The organism is Streptomyces sp. NPDC020379 (assembly GCF_044387105.1).
Lineage (GTDB): Bacteria > Actinomycetota > Actinomycetes > Streptomycetales > Streptomycetaceae > Streptomyces.
In genome coordinates, this window is the sequence record NZ_JBIRVR010000008.1 from 115432 (window position 1) to 130592 (window position 15161).

Genomic DNA, 15161 nt, shown 5'->3' on the forward strand with positions numbered 1-15161 from the left:
CTCAGACCCCCAGGATCCTGCCCACGCGCCAGCCGTCGTCGCCGCGCATGATCTCGGTCAGCAAGACCTTGGTCTCGGTGTATTTGCGATAGCCGGCGACCGTGGTGTCCACGGTCACCTTGCGCCACACGCGCGTCGGCGTGTCCGCCTGCCGGCTCACCCGGTCGTCGTCGGCCGGGCCTACGGTGACCTTGTCCACCGTGGACACGCCCCCGTTGGAGACCAGTTCGCCCCACGCCTTGTCGTCGAACTGCCGGAGGTTGTCCCGCAGAGCGGAGGTCATCCACGGCGCCGCACGGTCCACCGCCGCCTTGTGTGTCTTGTCCACCGGCGGGTTACGGGCCCAGTAGGCCCGTGCCCAGTCCTCCGCCGTCTTCTCCGGCTTGCCGAGATCCGGCTTGGCGGAGCCGGAGGGGGAGGGCGAGGCGGCCGGGCCGGCGCCGGGCGCCCGGGACGGGGCCTCCGCAGTGTGCGTGTCCGCCTCGGTGCCCGGCTGCACGACCCGCGCCGGAGCGTCGTGAGCCGGCCACCAGTGCGTGGCGGCCGCTCCGAGGGCCAGGAACCCGGCGATCACCAGGATGGCACCGCCCGCGGTGACCGGCTCCCGGCGCCGCTCCTCCGCGAGACGGCGCTTGACCTCCACCTTCTGGCCCTGCCGGTAGACCTTGCGGGCCCGGCGGCGCAGGGACCGCTTGGGCGCCGTCTCGATCTCCTCCGGGTATTCGTACGGAGTCTTGAGCAACTCCCGCCACTCGGCAGGGTTCCTGGGCCCCTTGTCCTTGCTCACTTGGTCCTCCTGCGGCGGCGGGCGGGGGCACTTGCGGAGGCGTCCCGCCGCACGGTGACCTTCGCGCTGCTGGGCGGGGCGAAGCGCGGCTGCCGGGGCTTGCTGCCGAGCTTCGGCCCCCGGCGGAAGTCGTGGGCGCCCTGGCCCTTGGCGGGCTTCGACGACGCCGCGTTGCGACGGCTGTCGGCACTCTGCGCACGTGCCGCCTGCTCGGAGCCGTTCCGTGCCTTCGGGTTGTTCTGGGCGCCCTGGTCGTTCTGGGTGCGCCCCCGCCCTCGGTGAGCGGCGACCGTCACCGTCGCGGACTTCGGGTGCACGCTGGCCACGCTGGTGGTACGCCGCTCCGGCAGGTCCACGCTGGTGCCCGCACCCCTGCGGTACGCGCCCGCCCGGGTCGCCCCACCGGCAGCGCGCGGGCCGTCCGAGCCGGTGCTCCGCCCGTCCGCGCCCGCCCGGTCCGATCCGGCCTGGGACTTGGCGCCTCCGCGCACACCGAGCGGGACGGTGCTGTTGGTCGCGGCCCAGGAACTCATGGCCATGGCCTTACCGACATGGGAGACCTTCTCGTCGAAGGCCTTCGCGCCCTTCCGCACTCCCGTGGCCGCAAACCTGCCGGCCTGCTTGCCGGCCCGGCCGGTACCGCGCGCGGCCTTCCCGGCCGTCCAGCCGGTCGCCTTTCCGGCCATGCGGCTGGCCCCGCGTCCCATCGCCATGCCCAGCGCCGAGCCGCCGGGAGTCAGCGTGCCGGAGACACCGACGATGCTCTCCATCACGGAACGGAACTTGAACGCCACGATCGCGCTGGTGATGCTGACACCGGCGGAGGCGAAGTAGCCGTACGTGCCCAGCATCGTGATGCTGACGGTGTTCAGGACCAGGACGACACCCAGCACCATCGTGCTCACGAACGACTGCATGGCGAAGCCCAGAAGGGCGTCGAACCAGCGCATGCCCCATTGCCGCGGTCTGCCGGGGATCACCCACAGGCAGGCGAAGACCACTCCCGCGAGCAGCAGCATCAGCGCGCCGATCAGCGAGGCGAGGGAGGCGAAGGCCAGGGCGATGGCGAGGACGGCGAAGAGCACGGCGCAGACGAAGGCGGCGATCGCGACCGTGACACGGCCGGCGTTCTTGCCCTGCCGCCACTTCATGGCCGGTGTGCCGATCTTCTTGTCACTGAGGGATTTGCTCAGGTACTCCTTGCGGGCGTCATCGAAATCGTCGTCGTCCGTCGGCTTGTCCGTCTTCCTGAGGGTTTCCTCGCCGAACTGCTTGCAGGTGTTGAGGTTGCCGAATTCGGCGATGCACCAGGGAGTGACGACGTACGAGCGCCAGATCGCGTCGGTGGACTTGCGGACCAGCTTGTTCTTCTTCGACTCCTCGGCTTTCTTCTGCTCCTTGGGGTCCGTCTTCGGCTTGTTGTCGTCCTCCGTCTGGCCGAGGTTCGCGTCCCCCTTGACCTCGAAGGGCTCCTTCACATCGCGGTCCATCCCGGCGCTGGTGGCCTCCGCGGCGATGCTGGCACCGACCTCGCGCACGCTGTCGATGCCGTCGACCCACACCTGGGGGGTCGAGATCAGCGAGACCGCCAGAATGCCGGAGGCCGCCACCCAGCCGAGCTGGCTGAGCCCGCTGCCGCTCGCCTTGCGGTGGTTGGCCCAGGCCACCATGGCACCCACGGCCAGGGCCGAGGGCAGCAAGGTCGCGGAAACCGTCCCGGCCGCGCCGGATATGGACTTGATGATCGCGTCGTGGATGTCCTGGACCTTGGTGAGGTCCATCGTCCACTGGACGGCGACCACGGCCGACTGGGTGACGAAGACCGTCAGCCCCATGAAGAGTTCGGCCATGCCGTTGAGCATCGACCAGCCGATGTCCTTCCAGCCCAGCTCGCTGTCCAGCCGGTAGTAGAGCGCGGCGCCGAACTGCTCGTAGAGGGTCTGGCCGCCGCCCTGCCCGATGCTGGGGGTGCGCAGGAGGTCGCCGATGCCCGCCGGCTTGTACTTGTCGAACTTGTCGTCGGCCGCCGCGGCCCCGGCGGTCGCCATCAGCGTGGTGAGCGCACCGAGGAGGGGTATCGCGAGGTTCCGGAAGCGGGGAATCCTCATCCCGAGGACCTCATCAGGGCGCTGCGGACGGGACTAGCGGCCGACATGTCTTCGTCACGCATGTGCGTGAACTGGTCGACCAGCCACGTGCCGTCGTTCTTGACCAGGCGAACGGCCCACCGGTAGGAGGAGGTCCGCGCGCCGTCGGCGGTCTTCTCCGTGACCATCAGACCCGTCCCCTCGGGATGGTCCTTGACCGGCGGGACGGTCAGCGGCCCGCCCTCGGTAGTCACGGTGCCGACGGCATCGGGCTTCTCGCCGTCCCGGTCCTGGAAGTTCTTCACACAGCCTTCGAGGCCGCCGTCCCCCTGCTTGTTCGGGGTCATCAGGCCGCACATCGTCCGTACGTCGTTGCCGACGCTCGCCTTCGTGTACCGGACGGCGGCGTCCTTCATGGCCGCCTCGTCCTTCGCCCGCGCCTGGGCCTCCGCGTCCGCCCGGGCGCGCTCCTCCTTGCCGGCGCCCGGATTGCCGCCGGTCTGCCCGCCCTTGCTGTCCGAGGACGACGAGCACCCCGTCACCACCAGGACCGACGCCACCACGGCGGCCGCCGCTGTCATCCGCTTCACGCGTTCGCCCCCTGAGGCTCGGCCTTGCTCATCGATATCGGGCCCGCCCCGTCGCCCGTCGTCTTCGGCGTCGTGCTCAGCAGTTCCAGCACCTCCAGCGACGGCACGTCGAACTGCACCGTCGCGCTGTTGAAGCGGCGGTCGCGCATGATGCAGTGGCCGTGCCGGATCTCCTGCGTCACGTCGACGCCGATGGCCTGGATGAGCTGGCGTGTGTGGTCGCCCTTCGGGAGGTCGAGCAGGGCCGCCATCGCGTCCTGCTGTTCCGCCGTCGTGAGCTGGAAGCCGAAGACGGTCGTCATCTGCTCGACCAGGCCGGTGAGGCCGGCCAGCGACTCCGGGTCCTGGGTGTCGACGACCAGGGCCGTGTGCAGCGCGCGGCCGACGCGGGCGATGTACTGGAGGAACGAGCTGCCCTCCCGGGTAGCCGTCAGCACGTGCACCTCCGGCACCGCGACGACCTTGCGCAGGCCGCGCAGGTCCTTCCGGCCGGCCATGCTGATGCCGTACGCCAGCAGCGAGTGGACGAGGGCGACCGAGAGCCGCTGGTGGACCGACCAGTCGTCGCGGTCGTCGTCGGGGGACGGCAGGGTGATGCCGGGGACCTGGACGACCCAGATGCCCGGTGTGGGCATGAGCAGCGACGAGCCGTCCGGCTTGCCCATGAAGGGCGCGCCGAGGCCGGTCAGCGACAGCTCGTAGAGGGCGTTGCCCGCCTCGCGGGACAGCTCGTCCGCGGAGCGCCGCAGCCGCTCGATGACCTTCCAGGTCGCGGGGTCGCCCGCGGCGATGGTCTCGTTGACCGCGCTCTGGATCGGGGTCTCCGCGCCGCGCATGCGCAGGTGCTGCGGCAGGGCGATGCCGAGCTGCGCCGGGACCTCGGTCTGCGCGCGCTCGGCGCTCTCGCCGGACAGCAGGGTGAAGAGGTCGGCGACGCCCGCGAACTGCGCCCCGGTCTCGATCAGATGGGCGTTGAGCCCGAAGCGCTGCCCGGCCGACACGAGGCCGCCCATGTCGCCCTTGAAGTCCAGGGCCAGCACGAACGAGCCGCGGAAGCCGGAGTCCAGCAGGGACAGCATCATCGCGGTCGTCTTGCCGCGGCCGCTTCGCCCGATGAACGCCGTGGTCGTGGCGTCACCGCGCTCGGAGCCACCGGTCAGGTCGTTGCGTACGACACCGGGCGTCGAGCCGGTCAGATAGCCGATCGCCGGGCCCGTGTCGTCACCGACCGAGGCGCCGCCCCAGAACCAGGAGCCGGCGAACGCGCCGACCGTGCGCGTGTGCACCAGGTCCGGCACCCGCAGCATGTCGCCGGGCTGGGACTCCAGCCACAGCTCGCGCTGTTCCTCGGCGGCGACGCTGACCTCGATGCCCAGGCCGCCGTAGTAGCCGATGACGGCGTCACAGCGGGCGCGCAGATCGTCCAGCGAGACATCGCTGCTGACGATCAGGCGGGGGTGGTCCTCCATCAGCGTGACGTCCTCGCGCTTCATGTCGCGCGAGAGGCCCGTCATCGTCTCCTCGGTCTCCTCGATCTCCTGCGCGGTCTCGCCGGCGGAGTGCTTGGCGGCGCTCTGCCGCTGCTCCTTGGCGAGCCTGCGCACCTCGTCGATCGCCTTCAGGGCGTCCCGCTTGTGCAGGACCTTGAAGCGGACGGAGGGCTCGGGGTTGACCGGCTTGACCTGGATGTCGGCGTCGTGGTCGTCGTCGGCGTACTCGGGTACGTAGGTGATCTCCGCGACGGCCCGCAGCCACTCGCCCGCGCCCGGGGACTCCATCTCCTCCGGGAAGCCGTCCATGGTGAGGATCGTGGTCCAGGAGGTGGTCTCGCCCTGCTGGTCGACGAAGCGCAGGTGGTCGGGGTAGGGCAGGACGCGGCCGCGGGTGAGCTGGGCCAGCTTGGCACCGGATATGAGGCCGTCGCCGCCCGGCGACGGCAGCACGGTGCCGCGGCGCTGCTCGCGGGCGACCATCCAGGCCAGCATCTCGACCGTGGCCGGCTGCGCCTTCCACGGCGTCGTCTCCAGCTGCCGGCCCAGGCGCCGGGTGAGCGCGTCGAGGCGGGCTATCTCCTTCTGGGAGATGGAGGTCGAGCCGATGCCCAGGGCGTCCTGCACGCCCCGGCTGCCCCGGGCCTTGGCCTGGGTGGAGCGCTCGGAGATGCGCACGCCGAGCAGCAGCAGCCGGGTCGGCAGCTCCAGGTCGTCGAGGCGCTCGACACGGATGTCGGCCCACTCCGCGTAGTTGCCCGCCGAGAAGAGGGTGTCCGCCTCGTTCCGGTACTCGGCGGCGTTCAGCGGCGCCCACAGCACCTTCAGGTGGCAGTCGTGGCCGGAGAGCGTACGGGCCAGCGCGCTGCTCGCCTGGTCGTGCTCGGCGTCCCGGGCGCTCTCCGACATCAGGTCGGTGTTGGAGCCCGAGAGGACGAACCACGCCTCGGCGTGCGTCTCGGTGACGACCAGGCCGTCCGCGAGGGCGACATAGCGGGGCGGCGGGGCGGAACGGTCACCCTCGACGCCGAGAAAACGGGCGATGCCCTTGAACAACTTCAATGTCGGCTACCTTTACGTGCCATTCGGGCCGGGCCGGTGCGCCGCACTGCCCGTCCATGCCTGCTGGGCCGCGCTCTGCGCCTGCTGCTGGGCCGCCGCCTGCTCGGCGGCCTTGCGCTCCTTGCCGGAGAGGCCGCGCATCCGCGCGCGGTAGACGTGGTCCGGGCCGTAGAGCCGGGGCCTGGCGTCGAGCTTCGCCTGGCGGCCCGCCGTCGGCTTGGGCTCCTCGCCACCGAGGACGCCCTCGAGGACATCCATGCCCGGGAGGGCCAGGAGCTCTTCCGTCCGGTCGCCCAGGCGGGCCCGGAGCGGCAGCCACTCGCTGCGGTCGGCCGCGCGCCGGCCGCCGTTGACGACCGGCCGGTGACCCACCGTCAGGTAGCGCACCGCCAGGGCCCACTGCGTGAGGTTCCACCGCCGCTCGTTACGCCGGGAGCGCTGCGCGCCGTAGAACGTGATGAGCGCGGGCGGGGCGAAGTAGAGCGTGAAGAGGAACTGCGACGGGAACCCGAAGACGAGCAGCAAGCCGCCCACCCAGACCGCGTAGATCGCGGCACCGGTCACCAGGACCCGGCGGGAGGGACCCTCGCCGAGGTCCATGCCGAACAGCTCGTGCTGCCGTGTCTCCAGGTCGAAGTGGCGGGTGAACGTGTGCCCCACCCTCATGCGCCGGCCACTTTGTTCCAGACCTCGGTCAGCATGTTCTTCGAGGCGTCCGGCGCGAAGACGAAGCCGGCCACGACCACACCGGCCAGGAAGTGGCCGAGGAGCTCGCCCCATTCGCGCTTCGCGTAGTGGCCGATGGCCCTGACCGCGAGGACGATCAGGAAGATGTTCCCCGCGATCAGGAACACCCAGTTCTTCAGGTCGGCGCCACTGGTCAGCGCAAGTTGCATCGTGTTTCCCTCGTGGTGAGACGGGCAGCGGTGAATCGATAAATGCCGGGGGACCGGCGGAAAAGGGTGGAGGAGTAACGGCCGCGCGGCCCGGCTACGGAGTGAGTCCGCCGTGGACCTCGGCGACCTGCCAGCGCTCGGCCTGGGCGGACGACACGCGGGTCACCTTGACGCGGTAGGTCTGCTCGATCGCGGCACCGCCGACATTCCAGCTGACGACCGCGGTGCCGACGCGGTCGGTGCCGCTTCCCTCGTCCACGGTCCAGTTGCGGACCGCCTCGAGCGTCATGCCGGACGGCAGGGCGGGAATGGAAGCGCCGGGCGCGGCCACCGAGTCGGACTCGCCGGTGGCGTACTTCGAGAAGAACTCCTCGATCACACCGCGGGTCTTGTCGCCGAAGTCCATGTCGTTGCTCTTGCTGTCGGCCGCCGGGACGGACGGGCCGCTGTTCGGCACACCGACGATACCGGGCTGGCCGGTGACGACGACGCGGCCGGACGCCTGGACGACGGGGACCTCCAGGCCCATCCACCGGGTCGCGGACTTGGCGTCCTTCTTGGCGTCGTTTTTACTGTCGTCCTTCTTGCCGTCGTCCTTCTTGTCGCCCTTGTCGGCGGGCGCGGGAGCGGTGTCGGGAGTGTTCACGAGGACGTCCACCCGGACGCGGGCGCGCTTGTCACCGAGCACGGAGACGGTGCTCGGCTGGACGACGAGCACCTGCTGGTGCCCCTTGGAATTCCAGCCGTCGCTGGTGTCGGTGCCCCTCGGCATGTCCCGCGCGAGGGCGGCGGCCCGCGCCTGCGGGTCGCCCTCGTCCCAGGTCAGATACGAGCGCGCGAACCGCGCGGCGACCGCCTGCGCCTCCTCGACCGGATACCGCGGCCCGCTGTCGGCCTTGGCCGGAGCGGGCTTGGCCGGAGCCGGCGCCCAGATCCACGACCGGACACCGGTGATCACGGCCAGGGCGACGACGCCCCAGAGCACACCGCGGCCGGCCTTCACCGCGAACTTGGCGCCGCTCTTCTCGTCCTCGATCCGCCAGGGAACCTGGCTGTCGGGCGGGGCCTTGGCCCCCGCTTCCGACGGCACCGGCTCGGTGCGGGCGGGACCGGACGTCTGGGCCTGGAGCCGCGCCCCGGCGTCGGTCCACTGCTGAAGACCGGCCGGTACGGAAGCGGCGGGTGCCGTGGGGGCGGCGGGCGTCAAAGGCTTGTCCGCAATGGGAGTTGCTGCGGCCTTATCGCCTTTCGGCTCCGGCAGATTCAGTATCCGCCGCATGACCGTCTTGAACGTGCTCAACCTTGGTGACCCTTCCCCCGTACAAGGCCTGAGTGCCTGGACAGTACGTGGGCCTATTACTGATCGTCAAACAGCTTGATTTGTCCAATGAGTGACCAGGAGTGAGCGAACTCTTACCGGTTCCGCATCCGGAATTCCCGACAAGGCGGGCCTTTCAGGAACGCCGCCCCACGATCGCGTGGCCCCCATCACGCCCATTCGGACCGCCCGGCCCCTGCACCCCTTACATCAGCGCCGGACCACGGCCCCGGGACTGGGCCGGGAGGGGGTCGGCGGTGGGGGCTGTGGTGCGTGACTGTTGCTTTGACTCGGTTTTTGTAGCCAATCTGTTGCGCAGGCCGGGGCCTTCTTTCTGCAGCGATTCCTCCAAGGCTGTGCCGGGGAGGGCCGATTGCCGCTGCTCATTCCTTTGGACAGCGGCGGCCTCGTGGATGGCGCGGAGGTCGGCTTCCATGCCCCGGACCTCCTTGACGATCTCAGGATCGACATCGGGGTTGAGCTTGGCCCGGACCAATGGCTCACGCAGTTCTTCCGCGCCCGGCGGGATGCGTACGTTCGCGTACCGCTCGTTCTGCAGGAGATCCGCGGCTTCTTTGTACGACTTGGCGAGCTCCTTGTCGCCCGCGCCGATCTGTTCGAACTTTCCCGACCGCGTCAGTTCATAGAGTTCGTGGTTCTCGGACTTGGCCGCGAAGCTCTCCGGCGTGTGGAACTGAAGCTCGAACTTCTCCTCGGTTTCCGGGTGCTGCCAGGTGGTGTTGACCCCCTTGTAGACCGGGTCCTCCCAGGTGTTCGTCTCGGAGAGGGTCTCGTATCCCCGCGACCGCAGCTCCGCATAAGCCTGATTCGTCCCCTCGACGTAGGCGTCCGCCTCGAAGGTCAGCGTGTAGCGGTTGAGGTCGTCGACGTCCTCACAGACTTCCTGGGCGTCGCCACCGTTTCGCTTGACCTCGACCGCGGCCTTGCGCCGGAAGGAATCGAGGCCCTTGAGGGAGTTCTCCAGGCCCTCAAGCTTTCCGCCGCGCGAGACCGACCGGTCCTCGATTCCCCGCATGATGCCGTCGAGACGGCCACGCGCCTCCTGGGCCGCCTCCCAGCGGGCGGTGACCAGACGATTCTGTTCGGGGGTCAGCTTGAGATGGTCCTCGGACTTCTCCTTGGCCCCCTGCCAAGCACCGACATCCGATCCGCTCACAGTTCGGTGGCCCCCATCACGCCACGGAGCTCCTGAAGAAGCCGCTCGGCCTCATCGGCAGTGAGCTCGATCAGATGCGGCGGAGTCGTCTGGCGCGCGTCGAAGAATTCGAAGATGGCACTGTCGGGCTCCCACACGTTGTCCGACATGAACGTCTCGTCGTAAATGCGCTCAGGACTCCTGCGCCGCCGCACCACGGTCTTGGGACCCTGACCGGCCCGCCACCTGCGCTCGTTCGAGTAATAGGCCCAATACCGCACCCAGCCCTGCCGGTCGGCTTCGAGCTCGGCGGCCCGTTCGGCCGTGACCTCGTGCAGGATCTTCGCCGCCGGCGGGTATGTGACGTTCGTGTCCTTGATGTTGTGCCACTGCCAGTCCAGCAGCGACAGGTACTCCCACTCCTCCCCCGACCGCCGCCACAGCCCGTCCGGCCGCTCCAGGGTGTAGCCCTCGGGCACCTCGACGAAGTATTCGTACCGCTTCTGTTCGGACACCAGTGGTTCTCCTCTTAAAAATTCCGCATGTTCACTCAGGCCGGCGCGGGCCCGCGCCCGCGCGACTGCGTCGGCAGCGGATCGACCGCCGGGGCCTGGGCGTTCAGCCGGCGAGCGGGCCCGGTCTTCGGTGCCAGCCTGCTCCGCAGGCCGGGGCCGTCGGCTTGCAAGGACTCGCCGAGGCCGACGCCGAGCGCCGGTTGCCGCGTCGCCGTCGGGGACACCTTGGCCGCGTTCCCGACCCGGCGCTCTTCCTCCAGTTGGGCAACGTGTTCGACAATCGCGGGATCACGATCGGGCTCGAGCGTGTCCCGGATCAGCGGCTCGCCGATCCGCTCCACACCCGGGGGGATCCGGACATTGTCGTAGCGCTTGCTCTGAAGGTAGTTGGCGGCGTCCTGATACTGCCGCGCGCGCTCTTCGTCTTTCCCCGTGTACTTCTCGAAGGTGTCGGCGCGCGAGATCTCGTACAGTTCGTGGTTCTCCATCTTGGCCTTGAAGCTTTCCGGAGTGTGGAACTGGAGCTCGAACTTCTCTTCCGTCGCCGGGTTCTGCCAGGAGGTGTTCACGCCTTTGTAGACGGGGTCGCCCCAGGTGTTCTTCTCGGATCCGGGGATCGGCTCGTAGCCCTGCCCGCGAAGCTGCTCGTACGTCCGCTCGACGCCCTCGGTGTACTTCTCGGCCTCGAAGGTCAGGGTGTACCTGTTGAGGTCCTTGATCTTCTTCGCCGTCTTGGCGACGCTGTCGCCGTCGTCCTTGGCGGTGGCGGCTTTACGGCGAAAGGAATCGATCCCCTTCAGGGAATACTCAAGACCCTCCAGCTTGCTGCCGTGCGATTCCGCGGTGCTCTGCTGGATCCCCGTCATGATGCCGTCCAGGCGGGTGCGAGCAGTGGCCGCCCGTTCCCACCTTTCGGTGACGACGCGGTTCTCCTCGGCGCTGAGCGAGCCGCCCTCCCCGTCCCACGGCTCGAACTTCCCCGTCACAGATCCGTGGCTCCCGTCACGCCCCGCAGTTCCTGGAGAAGCTGCTCCGCGGCATCACGGCTGATCTCCACGAGGTGCGGGGGGTCGGACTTCCGTACGTCGAAGTAGTCGGCGACAGCGGCGGTGCGCCCCCACGAGTTGTCCATCTTGAACGCCTCGTCGTAGACCCTCTCGGGGCTCGGGCGGCGCCTGACGACCGTCGTCGGCGGCTCGCCGTCGCGGAAGTCCTCTTCGTCCGTGTACCGGGCCCAATACCGCACCCACCCCTGCCGGTCCGCCTCCAGCGCCGCCGCACGCTCGGCCGTGACGGCGTGCAGTTTCGTCATCACCGGCGGGTAATGGACGTTCGTGTCCTTGACGTTGTGCCACTGCCAGTCCAGCAGCGACAGGTACTCCCATTCCGTACCCGAACGCCGCCACAGTCCGTCGGGGCGCTCCAGGGTGTATCCCTTGGAGACTTCCGCGAAGTATTCGTACTGTTCGCTCATCATCGGCCTTCCTCTCCCGACTTCATGCCGTACCGCCCGCTCTGCACCAGCTCGGCCGCCTGCTCGTGCGCTTTCGAGAACTCGGCGCCGCCGGCCGCCGCGTCGCGCACCCGGCCGGAGCGGTAGAGATCGTAAAGGAGCTGGTTCTCCGACTGGACCGAACAACTCGCGTCCGTGTGGAACCTGATCTCGAATCGGTGCTCTCCGCCCGGCCGCTGCCAGGCCGCCCGGAATCCCTTGTAGAGGGGGTCCTCCCAGGTGTTCCGTTCCGAGCCGGGTACGAGCTCGAAGCCCTGCTCGTGCAGGAAGGCATACGCCTGCTGGACGCCCGCCGTGTAGTGATCGGTTGCGAGGACGACGGTGTAGCGATTGAGGTCACTGATCTTGCGGGCGAATGCCCCCACCTCGACCCGGAGGCGCTTTCGCGCGGCGGCCTGGCGGCGGAAGGCGAGAAGGCCCTTCAGCCGGTACTGCTTTCCTTCCAGCCGGGCGCCGAACAACTCTCCCGAACGGGCCACAAAGGTTTCCAGGACGGCGTCGAGCTGTCCGTGGGCCGCGCGGGCCTTTTCCCAGCGGGCCGTGACGAGGCGGTTCTCCTCCGCCGTCAGCTCCAGCGGGCGGGCGTCGTCGGATCGGTTCTCGCGCCAGGCGCCGGCCGGCTTGTCCGTACTCACAGTTCCGTGTCCCCGTCCGCCAGCCGTGCCGCCTCCGCCGCGTCGATCTCCACCAGGTGCGGCGGGTCGGAGGGCCGGGCGCTGAGGAAGTCGTGGACGGCGTCGGTCGGCTCCCAGCCGTCCGGGCCGTACGCCTCGTCGAGGATGCGCTCCGGACTGCGCCGCCGCCGGACCACCGTGGTCGGCGGCGCCCCGGCCCGCCAGTCGGTCTCGTCGGTGAAGTGGGCCCAGTACGTGACCCACGCCTGCCGGTCCGCGGCCAGCTCCAGCGCGCGTTCGGCGGGGAGCGGGCGCAGGATCTCCCGTTTCACCGGCAGCTCCGCCGCGGCGTGCCACTCCCAGTCGAGCAGGGAGAGATACTCCCAGCCGTCGTCGGCGCTGCGCCACAGGCCGTCCGGCCGCTCGGCGGTCCACCCCCGCGGGACCTCGGCGAAGAAGGCGTACCGCGCGTTCTCCAGGCGGTGGCGCTCGGCCTCCGCCTCGGCGACGCGGGCGCTGAGGGCGGCCGTGTCGGTGGGGCGGCCGGGGCGGTCCGGGGAGTGGTCGGTCTCGCACTCGGCGAACATGTAGTTCTGCCGGATGCGCTCGACCGTGGGCCACAGCCACATCTGGTGCCAGTACGCGAGCTCGGAGCCGCTCCGGGTGGGGTCGGCGTCGGCCTCGACGGCCGCGCACCAGGCCGCGCGGAGGGCGGCGAGCTCCTCGACGACACCGCCGTGCTTCGGCCAGCAGGGCCAGATGCGCAGGTGGAGCTGGGGCGCGTAGTGCCGCCCGAACCAGTCGAGCCAGTCGGCCAGGTCCTGCCAGTCCCGCTCCGTGGCCCGCAGCGACCACGGCAGATGGCCACCGGTCCCGGCACCGCCGGGGGCCCCGGCCTCCAGGGCGTTCAGGCGGCCGAGGATCTCGCCCAGGATCTCCTCGACCTCGCCCTGTTCGCGCTTGACGCCCAGGGCGAAGTTCTTGATCTGCTCCTCCAGGCCCGCGCGGTAGGCGGCGAAGTCCGAGACCTTCAGTACGTCGTCCACGGTGTGCTCCTAGAGCTGTTCGAGCGGCGTCGGGCCGATGCGCGCCGCGCGGGTCGCCAGCTCACCGGCGCGCAGCGCCCGCCCGTCGCGGCTCTGGTCCCACGGCTCCAGCTCGACGATGACGCCCGGCGCGCCGCGGAAGAGGAGCAGGGCCTGGCCGTGCGGGAGCTGGCGGATCTCCTCGGGGCGCAGGATGCGGCGCTCGCGCTTGACCTCGGACGTGGTGTGGCCGAAGAGGCGCTGGGTGTCCCGGGAGGTGGAGAGCTCGGCCAGCTCGGTCTCGCCGATCAGCTCGGAGAAGCGGCGCAGGGCCTCGATGTCCTTGAGGCCGCCCATCACCAGGGACGCGGCCGCGTTGTCGAGGAGGGTGGCGGCCTCCTTGTCGCCCCAGCGCAGTCCGGCCTGGGCGAGGGACTGGAGGGCGTAGACGAGGTGGATGCCGTAGCCGCGCGCGTCGGAGGCGAGCGAGGGGAGCTTGGGGAGCGGGGCGACGTTGGCGACCTCGTCCAGCACCAGGCGCAGGAAGGGGTCGAGCCGGCCCGAAGGCGTCCGTGGCGCGCGGCGCTTGGCCGCGTCGACGACCTCGCCGAGCAGCATGGTGGTCAGCGGCGAGACGTTGGTCGAGGCGTTGGAGTCGCTGATGAGGACGAGCGTGTCGCGGGAGGCGACGAAGCGGTCCGCGTCGAAGACCGGCACGCCCTCCTGGGGGGTCACGCAGCGCAGCACCTTGCGCAGCGCGAGGGGCTCGATCTGCGCGGCGAGGGTCTGCCGGGTGGAGGCGACGGTCTCGTCGGCGCCCGTCGAGACGGACCGCAGCAGGACGTCCCAGCCGGGTTCGGCGCCGGGGTGGTCGGTGAGGATGGCGCGGGGCTCGCTCGCCTTCTCCAGGTTGGTGGCCCAGCGCAGCACATGCTCGATGGTGCGGCCCTCCAGCGCGGCCGCGTGCAGCAGGCGGGTCAGCGCGGAGGAGGCCGTCTGCTGGAAGAAGCCGGCGTTGGTGGACGAGCCGTCGTCCGCGCCCATGCCGACGGAGAAGGACAGCGCGCGCGACGTGGCGGTCTCGCCGTCCTGGCAGCCGGCCACCGGGTCCCACACCATGCGCTCCGGCCAGCCGACCGTGTCGAGCGGGTCGAAGACCCACACCTTGCCCTGCCGGGAGCGCGGCTGGGCGATGACGTCGAGGACGTCGGCGCGCGTCGAGGTGACGACGAGCGGGCCGGGCGCGTCGAGGCAGGCGGGGATGACGACGTTGCGGGACTTTCCGCCGCCGGAGGGCGCGATGACCGCGATCGAGTCCTCCGGCGTGGCGACGAGCGGCTGCCCGCTGCCGAGCTGCCGGCCCATCCGCCAGCCGAACTCGCGCAGTTCGGCGCGGGCGACGGCCTTCGGGTCGTAGCGGCCGTCCTTGCCGGAGAAGCTGGTGGCGCGGGTCTGCGCGGCGGCGGCCCGGGCGCGTGCCTCGCCGAGGTTGTGGCGGGCCTCGACGGCGGAGGCCAGGCCCTCGCCGCCGGCGCCGCGGGCGCGCCGCCCGCGGGCGCGTACGGCCAGCGTGATCAGGGCGATGGGTACGGCGATGAAGACCAGCCAGACGCAGACGGTGACGGCGGGCGAGGCGGCGTGGATGCCGTCCTCGCTCAGGCCGTCCAACGGCCGGTGCAGGGCGAGTGCCTTGACGGTCGAGGCGACGTCCGACACGGCCATGCCGTCGGCGGTGGCCACCAGGGCCAGATGCCAGGTGGCGAAGAGCCCCACCACGAGGGCGACGCCCTTCGCCAGGGCTATCTCGCCCTGGGGCCCCGCTCCTTTTTCCCGCTTCCGCCCCGATTCCCGTGCGTTCGCCACGCGCGGCCCCCGTTCTCACCTGCGTTCAAGGTCCCTGACGGTAACACCCCCGTATCGCGCGAAAGCCCCAGGTCAAAGGTCTGGGCCTGACCTACGGGAGCGGACGGCCGGACGCCCCGAGGGCCCGCGTTCCCCCGCCGGTACGATCGGCTGCATGCCGCAGGAGGCCCTCGACGAATTCGCCCGGTCCAGCAGGGACAACACCGGTTCCATCAGCGGCATTTCAGGTAGAATCCACAGTTTCC

14 protein-coding genes are annotated in these 15161 nt (G+C 70.3%); all 14 read right to left on the bottom strand.

Annotated elements, in window-relative coordinates; genetic code table 11:
- Position 1: 1 nt before the first annotated feature.
- Positions 2–787, bottom strand: a complete 786-nt coding sequence (locus ACH427_RS13280) for a hypothetical protein (protein ID WP_398869560.1) — start codon at positions 785–787, stop codon at positions 2–4.
- Positions 784–2895 (bottom strand): hypothetical protein, encoded by a 2112-nt coding sequence (locus ACH427_RS13285; RefSeq protein ID WP_398869562.1) that lies wholly within the window; start codon positions 2893–2895, stop codon positions 784–786. The genes ACH427_RS13280 and ACH427_RS13285 overlap by 4 nt, the downstream gene beginning before the upstream one ends.
- Complete coding sequence (locus ACH427_RS13290; protein ID WP_398869564.1) at positions 2892–3464, bottom strand: hypothetical protein; 573 nt, start codon at positions 3462–3464, stop codon at positions 2892–2894. The genes ACH427_RS13285 and ACH427_RS13290 overlap by 4 nt, the downstream gene beginning before the upstream one ends.
- Positions 3461–6016 (bottom strand): ATP-binding protein, encoded by a 2556-nt coding sequence (locus ACH427_RS13295; RefSeq protein WP_398869565.1) that lies wholly within the window; start codon positions 6014–6016, stop codon positions 3461–3463. The genes ACH427_RS13290 and ACH427_RS13295 overlap by 4 nt, the downstream gene beginning before the upstream one ends.
- Before the next feature lie 12 nt (positions 6017–6028).
- The gene (locus ACH427_RS13300; RefSeq protein WP_398869566.1) at positions 6029–6682 is read right to left on the bottom strand and encodes a hypothetical protein; all 654 of its coding nucleotides are present in this window, start codon (positions 6680–6682) and stop codon (positions 6029–6031) included.
- Positions 6679–6912, bottom strand: a complete 234-nt coding sequence (locus tag ACH427_RS13305) for a hypothetical protein (RefSeq protein ID WP_398869568.1) — start codon at positions 6910–6912, stop codon at positions 6679–6681. Before ACH427_RS13305 ends, ACH427_RS13300 begins: the two co-directional genes overlap by 4 nt.
- A gap of 94 nt (positions 6913–7006) precedes the next feature.
- Positions 7007–8119: a conjugal transfer protein gene (locus ACH427_RS13310; protein ID WP_398869569.1), complete on the bottom strand. Its 1113-nt coding sequence runs from the start codon at positions 8117–8119 to the stop codon at positions 7007–7009.
- A 316-nt stretch (positions 8120–8435) separates the two neighbouring features.
- A complete protein-coding gene (locus tag ACH427_RS13315; RefSeq protein WP_398869571.1) occupies positions 8436–9407 on the bottom strand; it encodes a hypothetical protein in 972 nt (323 codons plus the stop codon).
- Positions 9404–9901 carry a hypothetical protein gene (locus ACH427_RS13320; RefSeq protein WP_398869572.1) on the bottom strand — a complete coding sequence of 166 codons (498 nt, stop codon included), beginning with the start codon at positions 9899–9901 and terminating at the stop codon, positions 9404–9406. Before ACH427_RS13320 ends, ACH427_RS13315 begins: the two co-directional genes overlap by 4 nt.
- 35 nt (positions 9902–9936) lie before the next feature.
- Entirely contained in the window at positions 9937–10767 is an 831-nt protein-coding gene (locus ACH427_RS13325; protein WP_398869573.1) for a hypothetical protein, read from the bottom strand.
- Between the two features lie 116 nt (positions 10768–10883).
- Complete coding sequence (locus ACH427_RS13330; protein ID WP_398869574.1) at positions 10884–11378, bottom strand: hypothetical protein; 495 nt, start codon at positions 11376–11378, stop codon at positions 10884–10886.
- Entirely contained in the window at positions 11375–12049 is a 675-nt protein-coding gene (locus ACH427_RS13335) for a hypothetical protein (protein WP_398869575.1), read from the bottom strand. The genes ACH427_RS13330 and ACH427_RS13335 overlap by 4 nt, the downstream gene beginning before the upstream one ends.
- Positions 12046–13074: a hypothetical protein gene (locus ACH427_RS13340; RefSeq protein WP_398869576.1), complete on the bottom strand. Its 1029-nt coding sequence runs from the start codon at positions 13072–13074 to the stop codon at positions 12046–12048. The genes ACH427_RS13335 and ACH427_RS13340 overlap by 4 nt, the downstream gene beginning before the upstream one ends.
- Before the next feature lie 9 nt (positions 13075–13083).
- On the bottom strand, positions 13084–14916 hold the full coding sequence (locus ACH427_RS13345; protein WP_398869577.1) for a type IV secretory system conjugative DNA transfer family protein: 1833 nt from the start codon (positions 14914–14916) through the stop codon (positions 13084–13086).
- Between the last annotated feature and the right edge of the window lie 245 nt (positions 14917–15161).